We start from the raw sequence: 20,670 nt of genomic DNA, 5'->3' as shown, positions 1-20,670 counted from the left end.
CGACAGTGCGCGGGGGACCCGGGTAAATTACTAGGACGTCCTAGTAATTTCCGCCGGTCCCACCCCGGCGGCCGCACGGAACGGAGTCGTCGCCGATGGACGCCCAGGAGATCGAGGCCGGACGCCTGCGCTGGCAGCAGCGCCACGACAGGGCCCGCACGCGGGACGCCGACTTCACCACCCTGTCCGGGGACACGGTCGAGCCGGTCTACGGCCCGCCCGCCGGTCAGCCGTACGAGGGCTTCGAGCGGATCGGCTGGCCGGGGGAGTACCCGTACACCCGCGGGCTGCACGCCACCGGCTACCGCGGCCGCACGTGGACGATCCGGCAGTTCGCCGGCTTCGGCAACGCCCGGCAGACCAACGAGCGCTACCGCATGATCCTCGACTCCGGCGGCGGCGGCCTCTCCGTCGCCTTCGACATGCCGACCCTCATGGGCTACGACTCCGACGACGCCAAGTCGCTCGGCGAGGTCGGCCACTGCGGCGTCGCCATCGACTCCGCCGCCGACATGGACGTCCTCTTCGAGGGCATCCCGCTCGGCGAGGTCACCACCTCCATGACGATCAGCGGCCCCGCCGTGCCGATCTTCTGCATGTACCTCGTCGCCGCCGAACGCCAGGGCGTCGACCCGGGCCTGCTCAACGGCACCCTGCAGACCGACATCTTCAAGGAGTACATCGCCCAGAAGGAGTGGCTCTTCGCCCCCGAGCCGCACCTGCGCCTCATCGGCGACCTCATGGAGCACTGCGCCGCGAACATCCCGGCGTACAAGCCGCTCTCGGTCTCCGGCTACCACATCCGCGAGGCCGGGTCGACGGCCGCGCAGGAGCTCGCCTACACCCTCGCCGACGGCTTCGCCTACGTCGAGCTCGGCCTCTCGCGCGGGCTCGACGTCGACGTCTTCGCCCCCGGCCTGTCGTTCTTCTTCGACGCCCACCTCGACTTCTTCGAGGAGATCGCGAAGTTCCGTGCCGCCCGCCGCATCTGGGCCCGCTGGATGCGCGAGCGGTACGGCGCGCAGACCGACAAGGCGCAGTGGCTGCGCTTCCACACCCAGACCGCCGGCGTCTCGCTCACCGCCCAGCAGCCCTACAACAACGTGGTGCGCACCGCCGTGGAGGCGCTCTCCGCGGTGCTCGGCGGCACCAACTCGCTGCACACCAACGCGCTCGACGAGACCCTCGCGCTGCCCTCCGAGCAGGCCGCCGAGATCGCCCTGCGCACGCAGCAGGTGCTGATGGAGGAGACCGGCGTCGCGAACGTCGCCGACCCGCTCGGCGGTTCCTGGTACGTCGAGGCGCTCACCGACCGCATCGAGGCGCAGGCCGAGGAGATCTTCCGCCGCATCCTCGACAAGGGCTCCGACGGCCACGCGATCGGCCCGATGACCTCCGGCATCCTGCGCGGCATCGAGGAGGGCTGGTTCACCGGCGAGATCGCCGAGGCGGCCTTCCGCTTCCAGCAGTCGCTGGAGAAGGGCGAGAAGCGGGTCGTCGGCGTCAACTGCCACCCGCGCTCGGTCACCCCGGAGCTGGAGATCCTGCGGGTCGGCCACGAGGTCGAGCGCGACCAGGTGCGGCTGCTCGGCGAGCGCCGGGCCGCCCGCGACGAGGCCGGGGTGAAGGCCGGGCTCGACGCCATGCTGGCCGCCGCCCGCTCCGGCGCCAACATGATCCCGCCGATGCTGCAGGCCGTACGGGCCGAGGCGACGCTCGGCGAGATCTGCAACGTCCTGCGCGCGGAGTGGGGTGTCTACCGGGAGCCCGCGTCCTTCTGACGGACCGCAGGACCCACGCGCCGAGGGGCCGCCCGGGAGGTTCGGGCGGCCCCTCGGCGTCCGTGCGCGCGCACCCTCCCGGCCGCCTCCGGGCCCGTGCGCAGCCCTGCGCGGCCCCGGCGGGCCCGTCAGGGCGCGGGCGGCTGCGCGTCCTCGGCGAGGCCCGTCAGGGCGCCGAGCATCAGCGTGGTGAACCGGTCGAGCCAGCGCGGGGTGACCGGTTCGCCGGCGACCAGCAGCCGGTGCTCGACGGCGCCCGCGATCATGTCGAAGACGAGGTCGATCTCCTCGCAGGCGATCCGGGGGTCGACGTCCGAGCGGATCTCGCCGCGGGCCTGGGCGTGGGCCCGGCCGGTGCGCACCAGGTGCTTCTGCGGGTCGACGATGCGCTCGCGGATCCGCCGGCGCAGGTCGGGGTCCCGGCTGCCCTCGGCGAACAGCGCGAGCAGTGCGGCCTGGGACTCCGGGCGGGCCAGCAGGTCGGCGAACTGCGTGACGGTCGCGCCGATGTCGGCGCGCAGGCTGCCGAGGTCGGCCATCTCCAGGTCGTCGAAGAGGCTCGCGACGGCGTCCACGACGAGGTCGTTCTTGGACGGCCAGCGGCGGTACAGCGTGGTCTTGGCGACTCCGGCGCGGGTGGCGACGTCGCCCATGGTGAGGCCGCCCCAGCCGAGTTCGGCGAGGGCTTCGCGGGTGGCGTCGAGGATCGCCCGGTCGGCGGCGGCGCTGCGGGGTCGGCCCTTGCCGCGCGGGGGCGCGGCGCCGTCCTCGGGAGCCGGCTGCCTGGTGGTGGGGGCCACCGAGCCTCCTAGCTGTTCTACCGGTGGGTAACTTGGTCGGACCGGGCCACGGTAGCGACCGGCGGCCCCGGTCACCACCCGGCCGCCCCCCGAAAGTGGGGCAGCTCACGTCCTCCCGGGCCGAGGGGGTCTTGCGGGACCGGCCCCGGATGCAGATACGCTACGACTCGTAGCGAAAGAGCGGCAACCACGCGCCGGACCCACGGGATCGGGCCGGTGCGGGGCGCGGATGGGGATCCGCGCCGGGAGCGGCCGCACCGGAGAACGCCACCGTCGCGCGGGCGGGCGGCGCAGGCACCACGGCACGGCGACGTTTCCGGCCGGATGGTGCCCGTCACCCGCGCGAACGGGGGAGGATGGTGCCATGCAGTCACGGAATTCGCGTCCCAACAGCGCCGCCCTGCGCGGAGCGGTCGACCTCGCCGCGGTCAAGGCGGCCGGCGAGGCCGCCCAGAAGGCCGAGCAGGCCCGGGCCGAGCGGGCCCGCCAGGCGGCGGCCGGCGAGGAGCCGGCACCCGCCCCCTACGAGCTTGTCCTCGACGTCACCGAGGAGACCTTCGAGGCCGAGGTCGTCCAGCGCTCGGCCGAGGTCCCGGTGGTCGTGGACTTCTGGGCCGAGTGGTGCGGCCCGTGCAAGCAGCTCAGTCCGATCCTGGAGCGCCTCGCCGAGGAGTACGCCGGCCGGATCGTCCTCGCCAAGATCGACGTCGACGCCAACCAGCTGATCGCCCAGCAGTTCGGCATCCAGGGCATTCCCGCGGTCATGGCCGTCGTCGCCGGCCAGCTCGTCCCGCTCTTCCAGGGCGCCGAGAACGAGGCCAACGTCCGCAAGATCCTCGACCAGCTGATCGCCGTCGCCGAGCAGCGCTTCGGCATCACCGGCCTGCAGGGCGGCGCCCCGGGCGCCCCGGGCGAGGCGGCCCCGACCGCTCCGCGGGTGCCGACGGACCCGGCGCTGGAGGCCGCGCACGACGCCCTGGACCGCGGTGACCTGGGCGGCGCCGTCCAGGCCTACCGCAACGTCCTGGCCGACCGGCCCGCCAGCACCGAGGCGAAGCTCGGCCTGGCCCAGGCCGAGCTGCTGCAGCGGGTGGAGTCGATCGACCCGCAGCAGGTGCGTGCGGACGCGGCGGCCGACCCGAAGGACGTCGCCGCCCAGCTCCGCGCCGCGGACCTCGACCTCGTCGGCGGCCACGTGGAGGACGCCTTCGGGCGTCTGGTCTCCACGGTCGGCCGGACGGCCGGCGCGGACCGCGACACCGCCAGGCTGCGCCTGCTGGAGCTCTTCGAGGTCATCGGCCCGGAGGACCCGCGGGTGACCGCGGCGCGCGGCGCGCTGGCACGGGTGCTGTTCTGACGGGGTGCCGGTGGCACGGCAGGTGACCTGCGGTGTCGTCGGAGATTTGGCGACAATCCGGAAGATTTTGTAGAGCTTAATCAAATCTTGACAACACCCCCGGTTGGTCACGTCCTGTGACCGGCCGGGGGTGTTTCGCGCGTGTTTCCAGTGGGTTGCCGTGGGTCCGCCACCGGTCAATGTCACGCAGCGTAATCACGCCTTCGATTCCATGATCAACAGGATCTGTTGTTGGATTACCCGTCAGTAATGGACCCCTTGTGCTTCGCCCGGGATTCAAGCACGATCGGCGACGCCCGGTCCCCTCAGGGGAATCCCCATCGGGTAACCGCCGGCCCCGGTCGGCGGTTGGAGGGCAGGGGGGTAGCCGCAGATCCCACTCGCGGTTCCTGTCCTTCCTGCGGCCGCGCGCCCCGCGCGGTCGCCGGTTGTCGCTCGGGGGTGATCGCCGCGGCCGTCGGCTCACGACGCCATGGCGCTCTCCGCTACCGAGGACGTAGCTCTCTCCCATCCCAGGCCGGGATCCGCGCACCGCGCGGCCAGGCCGGAGATGTACGTCCTAGAAGGAGGACTCGCATGTCCCAGGATTTCGGCAAGACCCGCTGGAAGCGCTTCGGCCTCGTGATGGTGCCCGGCATCGCCGCCACCGCCGCGATCGGCGTGGGTCTCGCCAACAACGCCCTCGCCGCCTCGTTCAGCGTCTCCGGCCAGAAGTTCAAGGTCAGCGCCCAGGACCTGCAGGGTGAGAACTTCGCCCAGTTCGGCTCCTTCGACGTCGAGACCAACGGCACCCCGCACGCGGTCGCGATCTCCGCGTTCGACTCGGCCACCATCAAGGGCATGTGCCAGTCCGTGGTCAGCGAGCCGGCCCTGCTCGGCCTCAAGCTGCCCAAGGTCACGCTGCGCCTGGAGGCCGGCAACAGCGACGACGTCAACAAGCAGGTCATCGCCAAGAACCTGCTGATCGACCTCGACCAGCTGTCGGCCGACGCCGAGTTCACCGACATCAACATCGGCCAGGACGCCTCCACCCTCAAGGGTTCGGCGACCTCGAACTGGGCCGACATCCAGGGCCACGGCAAGCCCAGCGGCCCGCTCGGCTTCTCGCAGACCGCCCCGAAGGCCCACCTGACCAACGTGAAGCAGACGGCGTGGGCCACCTCGGCCGGCACCTTCAAGCTGAACGGCCTGGACCTGAAGCTGTACGTCGGCGACCAGGGCAACGGCAAGGAGTGCTACTGATCCTCGTCTGACGGCGCGCCGCCCGGCGCGCCGCGACGACGGATCCCGGCGGCCGGGGGCGGGCGCGTCCCGCACCCGGCCGCACCTCAGGGGGTCCTCCCCCCACCTCGCAGCGAAACATCGAGGAGTTGCATCGTGTCCAGCGCAACTACCCAGGCGTGGCCCGAGAACAACGGCGGTATCAACCTGCGGCTGCGGTTCCGCAACTGGCGCCGCTCTCGTCCCTTCTGGGGCGGCCTGCTGGCCATGATCGCCGGCGTGCCCATCCTGTACTTCCCGTACGCCAAGCTCAACCTCAGCGGCATGACCGTCACCATGGCGACCACCGCCGGCGCCGGCTCCATGATCATCGGCCTGCTGATGATCGCACTCGGCGTCACCGCCTGGTTCCAGCCGCTGGTGCGGATCTTCTGCGGCGTGGCCACCACGCTGCTCGCCCTGATCTCCATCCCGGTCTCCAACCTCGGTGGCTTCGGCGTGGGCCTCGTCACCGGCCTGCTCGCCGGCGGCCTGCTCATGGCCTGGGCCCCGAACCCGCCGGCCCCCGCGGCCGACGCGGTGCCCGTCGGCCACGCCCACCGTGCGGCCGACCACGGCGAGGCCGCGGCCGCCCACACGGCCGAGCAGCCTGCGGTGGAGACCATCCACCCGCTCCTGCCCGCGCAGCACCACCCCGCCGACGCCCCGGTGGCCGACTCCGGGGAGCCGCGGTGACCGACCGCGACGACTCCCTGCCCGGCCCCCGCCACGCCGCACCGCGCGTGAGCGTCCGCAGCCGCATCCGCGGCCGCGCGATGGCCATGGCCGCCGTGCCGACCGCGCTGATCGTGGGCGCCGCCTACACGCCGACCACGCCCGCCGTGGCCGAGACCCAGGCGGGCAAGGCCTGCGCCAGCGCCCCGGACACCGTGCTCGACGAGACGCCCGTCCCCAAGAGCGAGATCGCCGTGCAGCCGACGCGCCCGGCGTCCGCGACCTCCGTGCCGACGACCGTGCCGACCGCGACGAAGGGCCCGACGGCCACGCCGTCGCCCACCTCCTCGGCCACGGTGAAGCTGCCGGTGCCGACGTCCACGGCCACCGCGGCGAAGCCGAACGCGGTGGCGGCCCCGGCCGCGGCGTCCCCGTCCGCGACGGCGGACACGCAGGCGCACGGGCTGATCGGCGACATCCTGGACGGCATCCTCCACCCGGGCGGCCAGAGCCCCGCGCCGACCGCCACCCCGTCGACCGCGACCCCCACCAAGGCCCCGGCGGCGGAGACCACCACGCCGGCCGCGGCCCCGAAGCCCACCGCGACGCAGGCCGTCGCACCGCGGGCCGCTGCGTCCTCGGCGGCGCCGACGGTCTCCGCCTCCGCCTCCGCCTCGAAGGCGGCGTCGGCCGCACCGACCGCGTCGGCCACCCCGTCGCCCTCGGCGACCGGCCCGAACTGCCTGGTCGACACCAGCGGGGCGAAGGCCGCGGCGGCGCCCGGCGGCGACGTCGTGCCGGACCAGAACTGGACGCTGCGCTCCAGCAAGCTCGCCCTGCACGGCTCGGTCTTCAACGGCGTCTACGACGTGAGGACCCCGACCGGCACCAAGCGGGTGCTGAAGTTCACCACCGCCTCGGTCGACATCGGTGATCTCGACATGTCGACGATCGAGGTGAAGGGCAAGACCTTCCACGTGCAGGCCGCGCCCGGCACCACCTCGACGATGCGCAACGGCCCGATCACCATGTACGTGGAGAGCCTCTCCGGTCACCTCTCGGCGGTCTACGGCCTGCCGATCCCGATCGACCTGGGCGAGATCACCCTCACCCCGGACACCCTGCCCAAGTGGCTGTGGGACCTGATCGGCACCGTCCCGATCCCGCTGGACCTGACGCTGGACGACGCCAAGGCCGTCCAGGCCGGCCAGTTCGGCGGCACGCTGAAGATCCCGGGCATGCACCTCTTCAACGACGACGCGCCGTACGAGGACTGAACCCGAGGCCGCGCGGCACGCGGACGGCCCGGCCGGAGCATCTCCGGCCGGGCCGTCCTGCGTGTCCGGCGCCGGTTGCCCGCCGCCGTCCGCACACGCCGCGGGGCGGCCCCCTCCTGGCCGGAGGGGGCCGCCCCGCGAGCGTCGGGCGTGGTGCGCCGGCGGTCAGTTGCCGTCGCGGCTGCCCAGGTGGTGGACCTGGACCATGTTGGTGTTGCCGGGGACGCCGGGGGGCGAACCGGCGGTGACGATCACGGTGTCACCCTCGGCGAGGCGGTTCAGGCGCAGCAGCTCGCGGTCGACCTGGTGGACCATCTCGTCGGTGGTCTCGACCTGCTCGGTGACGTACGCCTCGACGCCCCAGCTCAGCGAGAGCTGGTTGCGGGTGGCGGCGTCCGGGGTGAACGCGATCACCGGGATCGGCGAGCGGTAGCGGGAGAGGCGGCGCGCGGTGTCACCGGACTTGGTGAACGCGACGAGCGCCTTGCCGTTCAGGAAGTCGCCGAGCTCGCACGCGGCGCGGGCGATGGAGCCGCTCTGGGTGCGCGGCTTGCGGCCCGGGTTGAGCGGCTGGAGGCCCTGCGAGAGCAGCTCCTCCTCGGCCTTCTCGGCGATCCGGCTCATGGTGCGGACGGTCTCGACGGCGTACTTGCCGACGCTGGACTCGGCCGACAGCATGACCGCGTCGGTGCCGTCCAGGATGGCGTTGGCGACGTCCGAGACCTCGGCGCGGGTGGGCCGCGAGGCGTGGATCATCGACTCCATCATCTGGGTGGCGACGATGACCGGCTTCGCGTTGCGGCGGGCCAGGGTGATCAGGCGCTTCTGCACCAGCGGCACCCGCTCCAGCGGGTACTCCACGGCGAGGTCGCCGCGGGCCACCATGATCGCGTCGAAGGCGAGGACGATCTCCTCCATCGCCTCGACGGCCTGCGGCTTCTCGATCTTGGCGATGACCGGCACGCGGATGCCGACCTCGTCCATGACCTTGTGCACGTCGTCGATGTCCGCGGCGTTGCGGACGAAGGACAGCGCGACCATGTCGACGCCCAGCTGCAGGGCGAAGCGGAGGTCGTCCTTGTCCTTCTCGGACAGCGCGGGCACGTTCACGGCCGCGCCGGGCAGGTTGATGCCCTTGTTGTTCGAGAGCACGCCGCCCTCGACGACCACGGTCTTCACCCGCGGGCCGTCGACGCTGACGACCTCCAGGGCGATGACGCCGTCGTTGATCAGGATCGGGTCGCCCGGCTTCACGTCGCCCGGCAGGCCCTTGTAGGTGGTGCCGCAGATGTGCTGGTCGCCCGGCACGTCCTCGGTGGTGATGGTGAAGGTGTCACCGTTGTCGACGGTGACCGGTCCGTTGGCGAAGGTGGCCAGACGGATCTTGGGGCCCTGGAGGTCGGCCAGCACACCGATCGTGCGGCCGGTGTCCTCGGACACCTGGCGGACCTTGTGGTACCGCTCCTCGTGCTCCCGGTGGGAGCCGTGGCTCATGTTCAGTCGGGCGACGTTCATGCCCGCTTCGACGATGGCCTTCAGCTGTTCGTAGGAGTCCGTCGCCGGACCCAGGGTGCAGACAATTTTCGCTCGGCGCATATCCGTCAGTCTATCCGTTCGTGTTATCGGTGCATTCCGCCCGGTTCGGGAGGTATCGCCAACGAACCATCCCGAAGGGTGGGACGCTGACCCACCGTCATCTCAATTCCGGCCGTGCACGAGGGCGAACGCCTGCTGCGCGATCTCCAGCTCCTCGTCGGTCGGCACCACGGCGACCGCCACTCGGGCGTATCCGGGGGAGATCAACCGGGCGGCACCTGAGCGGACGGAGTTCAGCTCCGGATCCACCGCGATCCCCAGCGCCTCCAGCCCCGCGCACGCCGCCTCCCGGACGGGCGCCGCGTTCTCGCCGACCCCGGCGGTGAACGCGACCACGTCCACCCGCCCGAGCACCGCGTAGTACGCCCCGACGTACTTGCGCAGCCGGTGCACGTACGCGTCGAAGGCCAGCCGGGCCTCCTCGTCGCCCTCGCCGGCGCGGCGCAGCACCTCGCGCATGTCGTTGTCCCCGCAGAGCCCGAGCAGGCCGCTGCGGCGGTTCAGCAGGTCGTCGATCTCATCGACCGTCAGCCCGCCGACCCGGTGCAGGTGGAAGACCAGGCCCGGGTCGACGTCGCCGGAGCGGGTGCCCATGACGAGCCCTTCCAGCGGCGTCAGGCCCATCGACGTCTCCACGCAGACCCCGCCGGCGACCGCCGACGCGGACGCGCCGTTGCCCAGGTGCAGCACGATCACGTTCACCTCGGCCGGGTCGCGGCCGAGCAGCCGGGCCGCGGCCCGCGACACGTACTGGTGGGAGGTGCCGTGGAAGCCGTAGCGGCGCACCCGGTGCTCGTCCGCGGTCTTCCGGTCGATCGCGTAGCGCGCGGCGGCCTCCGGCAGCGTCGTGTGGAAGGCCGTGTCGAAGACGGCGACCTGCGGCAGGTCCGGGCGCAGCGTCCGGGCCACCTCGATGCCGGTGATGTTCGCCGGGTTGTGGAGCGGGGCGACGGGGATCAGCCGGCGGATCTCGGCGACCACCTCGTCGGTGACCAGGGTCGGCGCGGTGAACCGCTGCCCGCCGTGCACCACCCGGTGGCCGATGGCGGCGAGCCGGGGCGAGTCCAGGCCGAGGCCGTCCGCGGCGAGCTCCCCGGCGACCGCGCCGAGCGCCGCCGGGTGGTCCGCGAAGACCTCCGCCCGCTCGCGCTTCGTGCCGTCCGCTGCGGTGTGCACGAGCCGCCCGTCGGCCTCGCCGATCCGCTCGACCAGCCCGGCGGCCGGGCGCGAGCCGTCCACCATGTCGATCAGCTGGTACTTCACGGAGGACGATCCGGCGTTCAGGACGAGGACGCGGGTGCCGTCGGTCACTGCTCTGCTCCTTCGGCGGGACGCTGCGACTGGATGGCGGTGATCGCCACGGTGTTGACGATGTCCTCGACGAGGGCGCCGCGCGAGAGGTCGTTGACCGGCTTGCGCAGGCCCTGCAGCACCGGGCCGACCGCCACGGCGCCGGCGGAGCGCTGCACCGCCTTGTAGGTGTTGTTGCCGGTGTTCAGGTCGGGGAAGACCAGCACCGTCGCCCGCCCGGCCACCGCCGAGCCGGGCAGCTTGGTCGCGGCGACGTGCGCGTCCACCGCCGCGTCGTACTGGATCGGGCCCTCGACGAGGATGTCGGGCCGCTCCCGCCGGACGATCCCGGTCGCCTCGCGCACCTTGTCGACGTCGGCGCCCGAGCCGGAGGTCCCGGTCGAGTAGCTCAGCATGGCCACCCGCGGCTCGACGCCGAACTGCGCGGCCGTCGCGGCGGCCTGGATCGCGATGTCGGCGAGCTGCTGGGCGTCCGGGTCGGGGTTGACCGCGCAGTCGCCGTAGACCAGCACCCGGTCGGCGAGGCACATGAAGAAGACCGAGGAGACGATGGCCGCCCCGGGCGAGGTCTTGATCACCTCGAACGCCGGGCGGATCGTCGCCGCCGTCGAGTGCACGGCGCCCGACACCATGCCGTCCGCGATGCCCTCCTGCACCATCAGCGTGCCGAAGTACGAGACGTCGGTGACGACGTCCAGCGCCCGCTCGACCGTCATGCCCTTGTGCGCGCGGAGCCGGGCGTACAGCGCCGCGAACCCCTCGCGCAGCGGGCTCGTCGCCGGGTCGACCACCTGCACGCGGGCCCGGTCGGCGCTGTCGTCGGCGAGCGGCAGCACGATGCCCAGCGAAGCGGCCCGGCGATGCACCGCCTCCGGCTCGCCGAGCAGGGTGAGGTCGCAGATGTTGCGGCGCAGCAGCACCTCCGCCGCGCGCAGCACCCGCTCCTCGGTGCCCTCCGGCAGCACGATGTGCCGGCGCTGGGCGCGGGCCCGCTCCAGCAGGGCGTGCTCGAACATCATCGGGGTGACCCGTTCGGACCGGCCGAGCTCGATGCGCTCCGTCAACTCGGCGGTGTCCACGTGTAGTTCGAACAGGCCGAGGGCGATCTCGGCCTTCCGCAGGCTGGCCGGGCCGATCCGCCCCTCCAGGTGGGTGAGCGCCGCCGCGGTCGGCCAGCTGCCCTCCGGCACCACCGCCACCGGCGTGCCCGGGGCCAGCCGCGCCGCCAGCGCCATGACGTTCGGCCCGGGGTGCTGGCCGAGGGTGAGCAGCACTCCGGCGATCGGCGGCGCCCCGGCCGCGTGCGCGGCGAGCGAGCCGATCACCAGGTCCGCCCGGTCGCCGGGGGTGACCACCAGCGCGCCCTCGGTCAGCGCGGTGAGGAAGGTCGGCAGCATCGCGCCGCCGAAGACGAACGAGCGCACGTCCCGGGCCAGGCCCGCCGCGTCGCCCAGCAGCACCTCCGCGCCGGTCGCCTCGACCAGCTGGGCCACGGTCGGCGCCGAGAGCGCCGGCTCCTCCGGGATGACGTACACCGGCACCGGCAGCTTCTCGGCGAGGGTCTGCTCGATCTGCTGCTTCGCCGGGGCGGCCACCCGGTTCGCGATCATCGCGAGCGTCGAGCAGCCGAGGTCGGAGTACGCGCGGTGCGCGTTGCGGACCTCGGCGATCACCGCGTGCGGGTCCTCGTCCTGGCCGCCGACCACCGGCAGCACCCAGGCGCCGAACTCGTTGGCGAGCCGGGCGTTGAACGCCAGCTCGTCCGGGATGTTGGTGCCGGCGAAGTCCGTGCCCAGCACCAGCACGGCCTGGCACCGCCGCTCCACCGCCCGGAACCGGTCCACCAGGGTCGAGACCAGCTCGTCCTGCCCCTGGGCGGCCTGCAGCGCGGCGGCGTCCTCGTAGGTCAGGCCGTACAGGTCGGCCGCCGGCAGGTCGAGCCGGTAGCGGGCCCGCAGCAGCTCGACGACGTGGTCGGAGCCGCGCTCACCGGGGTCGTCGGCGTGCACCAGCGGGCGGAACACCCCGACGGTGTCCACCTGGCGGGTGAGCAGTTCCATGACCCCGAGTTCGACGGCCTGCCGGCCGTCCCCCCGGTCGATCCCGGTCACGTACACGCTGCGCGCCACGCGTCATCTCCGTCCGGTGCTTCGGGCAGTCCCTCTCCCGACCCTACCGTCGGAGGGACCGCGACGGCCCGGCGGAGGCCTGCCGCGGCCGGGGCGCGCGACAGGCCCCGGGAGGGCCGCTCCCGGGGCCTGTCGGCGGTGCTCGGCGGGTGCCGGTGCGGCCTCAGGCCGGGCGGAGCCAGACGGTGGCCAGCGGCGGCAGCACGAGCTCGGCGCTGCGCTCCTGGCCGTTCCACGGGCTCGTCTCGGCCTTGACCGGGTGCGAGTTGCCGGTGCCGCTGCCGCCGTACGCCTCGGCGTCGGTGTTCAGCGCCTCCTCCCACAGCTGGTCGGTGCCGGTCAGCGGCGGCAGGCCGACCCGGAAGCCGTGCCGGACGACGGGGGAGAAGTTGCAGACCGCGACGAGCGGCGAGCCGTCGGCGGCGTACCGCACGAAGGAGAGCACGTTGTCGTCGGCCGCGCCGCCGTCGAGCCAGCGGAAGCCGTCGGGGGTGGTGTCCTGCTCCCAGAGGGCGGGGGTGGCGCGGTAGGTGTGGTTGAGGTCGGCGACCAACTGCCGCACCCCCCGGTGACCGGAGGCCCCGGGCCAGTCGTCGGCGAGCACCCACCACTGCGGCCCGCTCTCGTGGTCCCATTCCGCACCCTGTGCGAACTCCTGCCCCATGAAGAGGAGTTGCTTGCCGGGGTGGGCCCACATGAAGCCGAGGTAGGCGCGGTGGTTGGCGCGCTGCTGCCACCAGTCGCCGGGCATCTTGGAGACGAGCGACTGCTTGCCGTGCACGACCTCGTCGTGCGAGATCGGCAGCACGTAGTTCTCGGAGTACGCGTAGACCATCGAGAACGTCATGTCGTTGTGGTGGTAACGCCGGTGCACCGGCTCCTTGGACATGTAGACCAGCGAGTCGTGCATCCAGCCCATGTTCCACTTCAGGCCGAAGCCGAGGCCCCCGGTGTCGGTGGGGCGGGTGACGCCGTCCCAGGCGGTGGACTCCTCGGCGATCGTGATCACGCCGGGGCAGCGCCGGTAGACCGTCGCGTTCATCTCCTGAAGGAAGGAGGCCGCGTCGAGGTTCTCCCGCCCGCCGTGCTGGTTCGGCGTCCACGCGCCGCCCTCGCGCGAGTAGTCGAGGTAGAGCATGGAGGCGACGGCGTCGACGCGCAGGCCGTCGACGTGGAACTCCTCGCACCAGTAGACGGCGTTGGCGACGAGGAAGTTGCGGACCTCGGTGCGGCCGTAGTCGAACTCCAGGGTGCCCCAGTCGGGGTGTTCGGCGCGCAGCGGGTCGGCGGGCTCGTAGAGGGGTTCGCCGTCGAAGCGGGCGAGGGCGAAGTCGTCCTTGGGGAAGTGGGCGGGGACCCAGTCGACGATGACGCCGATGCCTGCGGTGTGGAGGGTGTCGACGAGGTGCCGGAAGTCGTCGGGGGTGCCGAGGCGGGCGGTGGGGGCGTAGAAGCCGCTGACCTGGTAGCCCCAGGAGCCGCCGAAGGGGTGTTCCATGACGGGCATGAACTCGACGTGGGTGAAGCCGAGGCCGTCGAGGTAGCCGGGCAGCACGTCGGCGATCTCGCGGTAGGTGGTCAGGTCGGGGCGCCAGGAGGCGAGGTGGAGTTCGTAGACGGACATCGGGGCGCGGTGGTGGACGGTGCGGGCCCGCTCGGCCATCCACGCGCTGTCGTTCCAGGTGAAGTCCGAGGTGTGGACGACGGAGGCGGTGCCGGGCGGGCACTGCGCGGCGCGGGCGAGCGGGTCGGCCTTCTGCCGCACCCCGCCGTCCCGGCCGCGGATCTCGTACTTGTAGAGCGCGCCCTCCGCCAGGCCCGGCACGAACAGCTCCCACACGCCCGAGGAACCCAGGGAGCGCATCGGGTGCCCGGTGCCGTCCCAGTGGTTGAAGTCGCCGGCCAGCCGCACCCCCACCGCGTTCGGCGCCCACACCGCGAACGCCGTCCCCGCCACCCCGTCGACCGTGCGGACATGACTGCCCAGCGCCCGCCACAACTGCTCGTGCCGGCCCTCCGCGATCAGGTGCAGATCCAGCTCACCCAGCGTCGGCCCCATCCGGTACCCGTCGTCCTGCAGCAGCGGCTCGCCGCCCGGGTACGTCACCCGCAGCCGGTACGCCGGGAACTCCCGGCCCGCCAGCAGGCCGGTGAAGAGACCGGACTGCTGGTGGGTGAGCTCGGCCGGTCCGTGGTCGGTCTCCACCACGACCCGCTCCGCGAACGGGCGCAGCACCCGGATCGCGGTGCCCTCCAGGGTCGCGTGCGCCCCGAGGAGGGCGTGCGGGTCGTGGTGCATGCCGGAGACCAGCCGGTCGACCTCGGCCGGCGGCAGCGGTGCCTCCGGCAGCCGCAGTACGGCGGACGCGGCCTGCCCGGCCCGGCGCGGCGCCGCAGGCTCGCGCCGCCGGGCCACCCGGGTCCTCGCGCCCGGCGCGGGCGCGCCGGTGCCCGACCGGAAGGTGTCGGGCAGGGCGGTGGTGGAGCGGTCGGGCTTGGGGCCGAGCGGTGTCACGTCGGGTCCTCCTGCTAGCGGATGGGGTCGGGTCAGACGGTCAGGGCCAGACGGTTGATCGCGGCCAGCGGGATGGGCAGCCAGCTCGGCCGGTGCCGCGCCTCGTAGACGACCTCGTACACCGCCTTGTCGATCTCCAGGGCGCGCAGCAGCTCCGGCGCGGTGGCCGGGTCCATCCCCCCGCCCGCGGTGTAGCCGGCGCAGTACGCGGTCCGGTTGCGTGCCGCCCACGCGGCGGCCAGGTGGGCGAGTTCCGGGTCGGGGCCTGGGGCGCCGGCGAGCAGGTGGGCGGCCGCGTAGTCGAAGGAGCGGAGCATCGCGGCGACGTCGCGCAGCGCGGGCTGCGGCAGCCGGCGCTCGGCCAGCGGCTTCGCGGGTTCGCCCTCGAAGTCCAGCAGCACCCAGCCGTGCGGGGTGCGCATCGCCTGGCCCAGGTGCAGGTCGCCGTGGATCCGCTGGACGGGCAGCCCCTCCAGGTGGTCGGCGGTCAGCTGCTGGAAGGCGCCGCGCAGCGCGGAGCGGTAGCGCAGCAGTCCGGGCACGGCGGCGACGGCGCTGTCGAGCCGGTCGGCCATGGCGGAGGCGAGCCGGCCGGTCTCGGTGTGGTCGAGCCGGGCCGTGGGCATCGTGCGCGCGAGCACCCGGTGCACCTCGGCGGTGGCCCGGCCGAGCCGGTGCGCCTCGATGGCGAAGTTGCCCGGCGACGGGTCGCCCTTGAGCCGGGCGACCTGGTCGAGCGCCAGCTCCCAGCCGTCCTCGGCGTCCGGGAGGTAGCGCTGGAGCAGTCCGAGGGTGGCGGGCTCGGAGCGCTCCAGCCGGGACTCGAACCAGGCGGCGACCCGCGGGATCCGGGTGGACCCGGCCCGGGAGAGCGCGAGCGAGAGCTCCAGGTCCGGATTGGTGCCGGGGCTGATCCGCCGGAACAGCTTGAGGATGAACGACGTCCCGTAGATCACCGAACTGTTCGACTGCTCGGCGGTGGACGCCCGGCCCAGCAGGTTGCCGGGCAGCCCCGGGCCCGGGGTGCGGCGGAAGGAGAGCGCGCCGAAGCGGTCGCCGGTGGCGAGGTGCTCCAGCAGGCGGCCGGTCAGCTCCGGGTCGTGCACCGCGTCGTACAGCACCGCGCCGTCGTGCGGGCCGCCGCCGGCCAGCCGTCCGAGGACGGCCGCCGGTCCGATCCCGGAGGGGTCCTGGGAGCGGATGCCGAGCAGCAGCTGGTAGATGTCGCCCTGCGCTCCCGCGCCGGTGCCGTGCTCCACCCGCAGCAGCAGGTGGAGCAGGGTCGGGTCGCCGACCTGCAGCGGGGTGCCGACCACGGGGGTGAGGCCGGTGATCGGCCGCCCCTTCCCGGCGTACCAGCGCTGGGTGGGCAGCCAGTCGGCGATCAGCGGCAGGGCGGCGCCCACGAGTTCGCTGATTCCCGCTGTGGTTCTCCGCCCGGTGCCGCGCGTTCCGACCGGCCCGGGGGCGCTGTCGGGTGCGTCGCGGTGCACATGGGCTTGAGAACGGGAGGTTTCGGACATGACTCCCTTTCCCCGGAAGCGGGCGGACTGCCCGACGGGTCGTGGCCGGGCCCGTCAGTCTTCCGGATTTCGGCGGCGCGGCGGCGACGGCACGCGAGCGGGGCTCGGGTGTCACGCCATAGTGTGGGTGGCCGTTGGGCTGTTCTCCGTACGCGGTGGTGCGAAGAACCTCCGGGGCACGGACGGGTGTCGTCCGCGCCCCGGAGGGCGGATGGCCCGGCGACCTGGTGGATCGTTACTTCGGGACGGGCGTGCCGCCGCTACTTGATTCCGGGCTTCCGGAGCTGGAACCAGTAGAAGCCGTGCCCGGCGAGGGTGAGCAGATAGGGCCACTCACCGATGGACGGGAAGCGGACGCCGCCGATCAGCTCGACCGGGTACCGCCCGCCGTACCGCCGCAGGTCCAGTTCGGTCGGCTGCGCGAACCGCGAGAAGTTGTTCACGCACATGACCAGGTCTCCCTCGTACTCACGTACGAAGGCCAGCACCGCGGGGTTGCTGGAGGGCAGCTCGGTGTAGCTGCCGAGGCCGAACGCAGGATTGAGCTTGCGGATTTCGATCATGCGACGCGTCCAGTGCAGCAGCGAGCTCGAACTGCTCTGCTGTGCCTCGACGTTGGTCACCTGATAGCCGTACACCGGATCCATGATGGGCGGCAGACTGAGCCTGCCCGGGTCGGCGGAGGAGAAACCCGCGTTGCGGTCCGGGGTCCACTGCATCGGGGTCCGGACGCCGTCCCGGTCGCCCAGCCAGATGTTGTCGCCCATGCCGATCTCGTCGCCGTAGTACAGCACCGGCGAGCCCGGCAGGGAGAGCAGCAGGGCGGTGAACAGCTCGATCTGGTTGCGGTCGTTCTCCAGGAGCGGGGCGAGCCGCCGGCGGATGCCCACGTTGGCCCGCATCCGCGGGTCCTTCGCGTACTCCGCGTACATGTAGTCGCGCTCCTCGTCGGTGACCATCTCCAGGGTCAGCTCGTCGTGGTTGCGCAGGAAGATGCCCCACTGGCAGCCGCTGGGGATCTCCGGGGTCTTCGCGAGGATCTCGGAGACCGGGTAGCGCGACTCCCGCCGCACCGCCATGAAGATCCGCGGCATCACCGGGAAGTGGAACGCCATGTGGCACTCGTCGCCGCCGGAGGCGAAGTCGCCGAAGTAGTCGACGACGTCCTCGGGCCACTGGTTGGCCTCGGCCAGCAGCACGGTGTCCGGGTAGTCGGCGTCGATCTCCTTGCGGAGCCTGCGGAGGAACTCGTGGGTCTCCGGGAGGTTCTCGCAGTTGGTGCCCTCCCGCGCGTACAGGTACGGCACCGCGTCCAGCCGGAAGCCGTCGATGCCGAGGTCCAGCCAGAACCGCAGGGCCGCGATGACCTCCTCGTGCACCCGCGGGTTGTCGAAGTTGAGGTCGGGCTGGTGGGAGAAGAACCGGTGCCAGAAGTACTGCTTGCGCACCGGGTCGTACGTCCAGTTGGAGCTCTCGGTGTCGACGAAGATGACCCGGGCGTCCGGGTACTGCTTGTCGTCGTCGGCCCACATGTAGAAGTCGCCGTACGGCCCGTCGGGGTCGTTGCGGGACGCCTGGAACCACGGGTGCTGGTCGCTGGTGTGGTTGACCACGAAGTCGATGATCACCCGCATGCCGCGCAGGTGGGCGGCGTCGACGAACTCCACGAAATCGGCGAGGTCGCCGAACTCCGGGAGCACCGACTTGTAGTCGGCCACGTCGTACCCGCCGTCCCGCAGCGGCGAGGCGAAGAAGGGCGGCAGCCAGAGGCAGTCCACCCCCAGCCACTGCAGGTAGTCGAGCTTCGAGGTGAGCCCCTTGAGGTCACCGACGCCGTCGCCGTTGCTGTCCTGGAACGAGCGGACCAGGACCTCGTAGAAGACCGCCCGTTTGAACCACTCCGGGTCACGGTCCCGGGCGGGGGTCTCGGCGAAGGTGTCGGGAACGGGCTCGTTGACTGTCACAGAGAGCCTCCGGCGTGTGCGGGGTGGGAAGAGGAGCGGGTCGAGAGCCGAGTCCGGCGAAGCGGCTGAGGGGGCCGGTGCGGGGCACCGGCGACTGGCGTCGGCACGGTGCGGGCGGGAGCCGTCGGCACGCGGCACCGCTCCCCGGCCGCAGGACGCCCTATGGGTGCCTCCGGACGGTGAGGAGGTGGGCGGGGCCGGTGGCGGGGTCGAGGCGGACGTAGTTGTGGCGGGTCCAGTGGTAGGTGGCGCCGGTGAGTTCGTCGTGGACCTGGAGGGGGAGGTCGGTGTCGAGGGTGACGGTGGCTTCCTGGGCGTGGTGGGGGTCGAGGTTGACGACGGTGATGACGTGGTCCTCGATGCCGTCCTCGGTGGCGGCGCGCTTGGAGTAGGCGATGACGTGGTCGTTGTCGGTGGGGTGGAAGCGCAGGTCGCGCAGTTGCTGGAGGGCGGGGTGGCGGCGGCGGAGCCGGTTGAGCGCGGTGAGCAGGGGGGCGAGGGTGTCCTGGCGGGTCCAGTCGCGGGGGCGGAGCTCGAACTTCTCGGAGCGGGCGTACTCCTCGGAGCCGGGGTGGGTGGCCTGGTTCTCGTAGTGCTCGTAGCCGGCGTAGATGCCGTAGGAGGGGGAGAGGGTGGCGGCGAGGACGGCGCGGGCGGCGAACGCGGCGGGGCCGCCGTCCTGGAGGTAGCCGTGGAGGATGTCGGGGGTGTTGGCGAAGAAGTTGGGGCGCATCCAGGCGGCGGTGTCGCCGGCGAGGTCGGTGAGGTATTCGGTGAGTTCCTGCTTGGTGGTGCGCCAGGTGAAGTAGGTGTACGACTGGTGGAAGCCGATCTTTCCGAGGGTGTGCATCATCGCGGGGCGGGTGAAGGCCTCGGCGAGGAAGATCACGTCGGGGTCGGTGCGGGCGATGTCGGCGAGGACCTTCTCCCAGAACACCACGGGCTTGGTGTGGGGATTGTCGACGCGGAAGATCCGCACGCCGTGGGCCATCCAGAAGCGCAGGATGCGGAGGGTCTCCTTGACCAGGCCGTCGAAGTCCTGGTCGAAGTTGATCGGGTGGATGTCCTGGTACTTCTTGGGGGGGTTCTCGGCGTAGGCGATGGTGCCGTCGGGGCGGTGGGTGAACCATTCGGGGTGCTTGTTGACCCAGGGGTGGTCGGGGGAGCACTGGAGGGCGAAGTCGAGGGCGATCTCCAGGCCCAGGGCGCCGGCCTCGGTGACGAAGTGGTCGAAGTCCTCGATGGTGCCCAGGTCGGGGTGGACGGTGTCGTGGCCGCCCTCGGGCGAGCCGATCGCCCAGGGGGAGCCGACGTCGTGGGGGCCGGCGGTGAGGGTGTTGTCGGGGCCCTTGCGCCAGGCGCGTCCGATCGGGTGGACGGGGGGGAGGTAGACGACGTCGAAGCCCATCGCGGCGACCGCCGGCAGCCGTTCCGCGGCGGTGCGCAGGGTGCCGGAGACCGGCGGCTGTACCCCGGACGGGTCGACGACCGCGCCCTCCGACCGCGGGAAGAACTCGTACCAGGCCCCGTACAGCGCCCGCTTGCGGTCCACCTGCAACGGCATCGGCCGCGACGCACTCACCAACTCCCGCAACGGATAGCGCTCCAGCAGGGTGAGCACCTCGGGGGCGAGCGCGGCGGCGTACCGGCTGAGCGGCGGCAGGCCGGGATCGCGCAGCGCGTCGACGGCGGCGAGCACGTGCGCCCGGCCGTCCTTCTTCGGCACCCCGCCGGAGGCCCGCTCCAGCAGCTGGGCGCCCTCCTCCAGGACCAGCGCGGTGTCGATGCCGGCCGGCAGCTTCACGGAGGCGGTGCTGCGCCAGGTGGCGATCGGGTCGCCCCAGGCCTCCACCAGGTAGGACCAGCGGCCGGGGGTCGTCGGGGTGACGTGGGCGCCCCACCGGTCGGTGCCGGGGGCGAGCTCGCGCATCGGCGTCCAGGGCCCGCTGCGGCCGCGCGGGTCGCGCAGCACCACGTTGGCGCCGACCGCGTCGTGGCCCTCGCGGAAGACGGTGGCGGTCACCGGGAAACTCTCGCCCTCGACGGCCTTGGCCGGGCGGCGGCCCGAGTCGACGAGGGGGCTGACGTCCAGGACGGGGATGCGGCCGATCACGGTGTCGCTCTCTGTGCTCCTGCGGGCGGTGCTCCTGCGCGCAGTGGTCTTCTTGGCGGTGGTCTTCTTGGCGGTGGTCTTCTGTGCGGTGGCCTTCTTGGCCGGGGCCCCGGTGGCCGCGGCGGTGCCGGTGGTCGTCGTGGTGGTGGTCCGGGCGGTGGTCTTCCGTGCCGGGGCCTTCGCCGCGGTCTTCCTGGCCGTCGTCACCCCGGAGGCGGGCGCGGCCGTGCGGGCGGCGCGCGGAGCCGGCAACGGCGGCTCCGCCGTCGACGGCGTCTCAGGGCCGTCGGTCGTTTCGGTGGGCTGATCCCGCGTCTCGCCGTGCATGCCAAACTCCTGCCCGAATCGGCGGCGGCTCCCGACGGCCGG

Annotated in this window: 13 protein-coding genes; 5 read left to right on the top strand and 8 right to left on the bottom strand. The window is 72.6% G+C overall.

Annotation, left to right across the window (positions count from 1 at the left end; all coding sequences use genetic code 11):
* Nucleotides 1-95 precede the first annotated feature (95 nt).
* The gene (locus OG335_RS14575) at nt 96-1,781 is read left to right on the top strand and encodes a methylmalonyl-CoA mutase (protein ID WP_405011528.1); all 1,686 of its coding nucleotides are present in this window, start codon (nt 96-98) and stop codon (nt 1,779-1,781) included.
* A 128-nt stretch (nt 1,782-1,909) separates the two neighbouring features.
* On the opposite strand, the gene OG335_RS14570 is transcribed toward OG335_RS14575, so the two are convergent.
* Nucleotides 1,910-2,581, bottom strand: a complete 672-nt coding sequence (locus OG335_RS14570; protein WP_405011527.1) for a TetR/AcrR family transcriptional regulator — start codon at nt 2,579-2,581, stop codon at nt 1,910-1,912.
* Between the two features lie 364 nt (nt 2,582-2,945).
* Here OG335_RS14570 and trxA point away from each other — a divergent pair, with 364 nt between their 5' ends.
* The 4 genes from trxA to OG335_RS14550 all read left to right on the top strand — a co-directional run bounded on the left by trxA (nt 2,946) and on the right by OG335_RS14550 (nt 7,150).
* Complete coding sequence (gene trxA, locus OG335_RS14565) at nt 2,946-3,938, top strand: thioredoxin (protein WP_405011526.1); 993 nt, start codon at nt 2,946-2,948, stop codon at nt 3,936-3,938.
* Between the two features lie 576 nt (nt 3,939-4,514).
* Nucleotides 4,515-5,180, top strand: a complete 666-nt coding sequence (locus tag OG335_RS14560; RefSeq protein ID WP_405011525.1) for a DUF6230 family protein — start codon at nt 4,515-4,517, stop codon at nt 5,178-5,180.
* 135 nt (nt 5,181-5,315) lie between these two features.
* On the top strand, nt 5,316-5,894 hold the full coding sequence (locus tag OG335_RS14555; protein WP_405011524.1) for a DUF6114 domain-containing protein: 579 nt from the start codon (nt 5,316-5,318) through the stop codon (nt 5,892-5,894).
* Nucleotides 5,891-7,150 (top strand): hypothetical protein, encoded by a 1,260-nt coding sequence (locus OG335_RS14550; RefSeq protein WP_405011523.1) that lies wholly within the window; start codon nt 5,891-5,893, stop codon nt 7,148-7,150. The genes OG335_RS14555 and OG335_RS14550 overlap by 4 nt, the downstream gene beginning before the upstream one ends.
* A gap of 165 nt (nt 7,151-7,315) precedes the next feature.
* Here the strand turns inward: OG335_RS14550 and pyk are convergent, their stop codons facing one another.
* From pyk to OG335_RS14515, 7 genes are all read right to left on the bottom strand, one after another.
* Nucleotides 7,316-8,746 (bottom strand): pyruvate kinase, encoded by a 1,431-nt coding sequence (pyk, locus tag OG335_RS14545; RefSeq protein WP_405011522.1) that lies wholly within the window; start codon nt 8,744-8,746, stop codon nt 7,316-7,318.
* A gap of 102 nt (nt 8,747-8,848) precedes the next feature.
* Nucleotides 8,849-10,057, bottom strand: a complete 1,209-nt coding sequence (locus tag OG335_RS14540; RefSeq protein WP_405011521.1) for an acetate kinase — start codon at nt 10,055-10,057, stop codon at nt 8,849-8,851.
* On the bottom strand, nt 10,054-12,186 hold the full coding sequence (gene pta / locus OG335_RS14535; RefSeq protein ID WP_405011520.1) for a phosphate acetyltransferase: 2,133 nt from the start codon (nt 12,184-12,186) through the stop codon (nt 10,054-10,056). Before pta ends, OG335_RS14540 begins: the two co-directional genes overlap by 4 nt.
* A 163-nt stretch (nt 12,187-12,349) precedes the next feature.
* Nucleotides 12,350-14,737, bottom strand: a complete 2,388-nt coding sequence (gene glgB, locus OG335_RS14530; RefSeq protein WP_405015401.1) for a 1,4-alpha-glucan branching enzyme — start codon at nt 14,735-14,737, stop codon at nt 12,350-12,352.
* On the bottom strand, nt 14,734-16,224 hold the full coding sequence (locus tag OG335_RS14525) for a maltokinase N-terminal cap-like domain-containing protein (RefSeq protein ID WP_405011519.1): 1,491 nt from the start codon (nt 16,222-16,224) through the stop codon (nt 14,734-14,736). The genes glgB and OG335_RS14525 overlap by 4 nt, the downstream gene beginning before the upstream one ends.
* Nucleotides 16,225-16,484: 260 nt before the next feature.
* On the bottom strand, nt 16,485-18,188 hold the full coding sequence (gene treS, locus OG335_RS14520; protein WP_405011518.1) for a maltose alpha-D-glucosyltransferase: 1,704 nt from the start codon (nt 18,186-18,188) through the stop codon (nt 16,485-16,487).
* Between the two features lie 160 nt (nt 18,189-18,348).
* Nucleotides 18,349-20,301: an alpha-1,4-glucan--maltose-1-phosphate maltosyltransferase gene (locus OG335_RS14515; RefSeq protein ID WP_405015400.1), complete on the bottom strand. Its 1,953-nt coding sequence runs from the start codon at nt 20,299-20,301 to the stop codon at nt 18,349-18,351.
* Nucleotides 20,302-20,670 lie beyond the last annotated feature (369 nt).

The sequence above is a fragment of the Kitasatospora sp. NBC_01539 genome (genome assembly GCF_045040525.1).
Classification (GTDB): domain Bacteria; phylum Actinomycetota; class Actinomycetes; order Streptomycetales; family Streptomycetaceae; genus Kitasatospora.
This window is presented reverse-complemented; position numbering and strand designations above follow the sequence as displayed.